Consider the following 1,503-nt stretch of genomic DNA (forward strand, 5'->3'; position numbering starts at 1 on the left):
GGAAAAAATAGTAATTAAGTTCGTTTTGTTAGTTTTGTTCGTTGCTAAAAAAGTATGTGAATAGTTCGTTTTGTTAGTTTTGTTCGTTGCTAAAAAAGTATGTGAATAGTTCGTTTTGTTAGTTTTGTTCGTTGCTAAAAAAAATGGAGGAAATAAATGTATAATAAAGAATTCAAATTAATATTTGATTATGCTCAAAATAAAGTCGATGATATCGAGATTTATTTATCCGCAGATACTTCCTTTTCGGTTCGAATTCATGAGCAGAATGTGGAAGCTTTCAATTATGCGGATTCAAAAGGGATCGGCATCAGGATCATCAAAAATGGAAAAGTCGGTTATTCTTATACAGAAGAATTCGATGAAAAAACTTTCAAGATGATCGTTGATGAAGCCCTCGAAAACAGTAAATTTATCGACAGCAACAAGATGATCTCCCTGGAAAAATATCCTGATATCAAAGAAAAATTAGATGTTTATTCGGAAGATCTCGATAAAGTAACTGTCGATGAAAAAGTTCAATTTGCCAAAGACTTGGAAAGATATGCCAAAGACTATGATAAACGCATTGTGAATGTTCCTTATGCAGTTTTTGGAGATGGGAAAGCATACAACAGAATTGCTAATAGTAAAGGTTTGGATAAGGAAGATGTTCATAATTTCGCTTATGCTTATACGGGAATTTTAGCATCCGAAGGAAATGATAAAAGAATGGGAATGGATTTTATTATCAGTAGGGATTTTAAGAAATTCAATGCTCATGAACTGGCAGCAAAAAGTTGTAAAAAAGGTTTAGACCTTCTTAATGGAAAGGCAATAAAATCAGGAAAATATGCGGTTGTATTTGATAATGAAATGATGCCGACCTTACTTTCTACTTTCAGCAGTATTTTCAGTGCAAAATCAGTTCAGGAAGGAAAATCGCTTCTCAAAGGAAAATTGAATAAAATAATTGCCAATGAAAAAGTTACGATCATCGATGATGGGCTTTATCCAGGAGGATTTTCCACAAGTGCATTCGATAGTGAAGGATTTCCGTCCCAAAAAACAGTTTTAGTTAATAAAGGAAAATTACTGACATTTCTTCATAACACGGAAACTGCAAAAAATGATCAAGTAAGTTCTACCGGAAACGGAAGCAGGGGATATAAGACCAGTTTAACAGTTGCTCCTACAAATTTCTATCTCGAACCGGGAAACGAGAAAGAAGATAATTTGTTTAAGAAATACGATCAAGTTATTGAGATTGTCAGTTTACAGGGAATGCATTCCGGGGCAAATACTGTTTCAGGAGACTTTTCTCTTTCTGCTGAAGGTTTTCTTTATGATAACGGAAAGCGAAAACATTCTCTGAAACCATTCACCATTTCCGGTAATATTCTTCAGCTTTTGCACGATGTGGAAGCAATTGCCGATAATTTTAAATTCGATATGAGTTCCTTCGGTTCTGCTTCGGTTTTGGTTAGGGAATTGGTTGTTAGCGGGTAGTTGAGAAAACTTGCC

The 1,503-nt window shown here is 34.5% G+C and carries 1 protein-coding gene; it reads left to right on the top strand.

Features of this window, described 5'->3' with window-relative positions; all coding sequences use genetic code 11:
• Window positions 1-156 precede the first annotated feature (156 nt).
• Window positions 157-1,488 carry a TldD/PmbA family protein gene (locus ENL20_08900; protein ID HHE38674.1) on the top strand — a complete coding sequence of 444 codons (1,332 nt, stop codon included), beginning with the start codon at window positions 157-159 and terminating at the stop codon, window positions 1,486-1,488.
• Window positions 1,489-1,503 lie beyond the last annotated feature (15 nt).

It is taken from the genome of Candidatus Cloacimonadota bacterium, from assembly GCA_011372345.1.
In the GTDB taxonomy this organism is placed as follows: Bacteria; Cloacimonadota; Cloacimonadia; order Cloacimonadales; family TCS61; genus DRTC01.

Excerpts from the sequence above, each read along its gene's own strand:
- ENL20_08900 (HHE38674.1), top strand. The coding sequence starts at position 157 with ATGTATAATAAAGAATTCAAATTAATATTTGATTATGCTCAAAATAAA.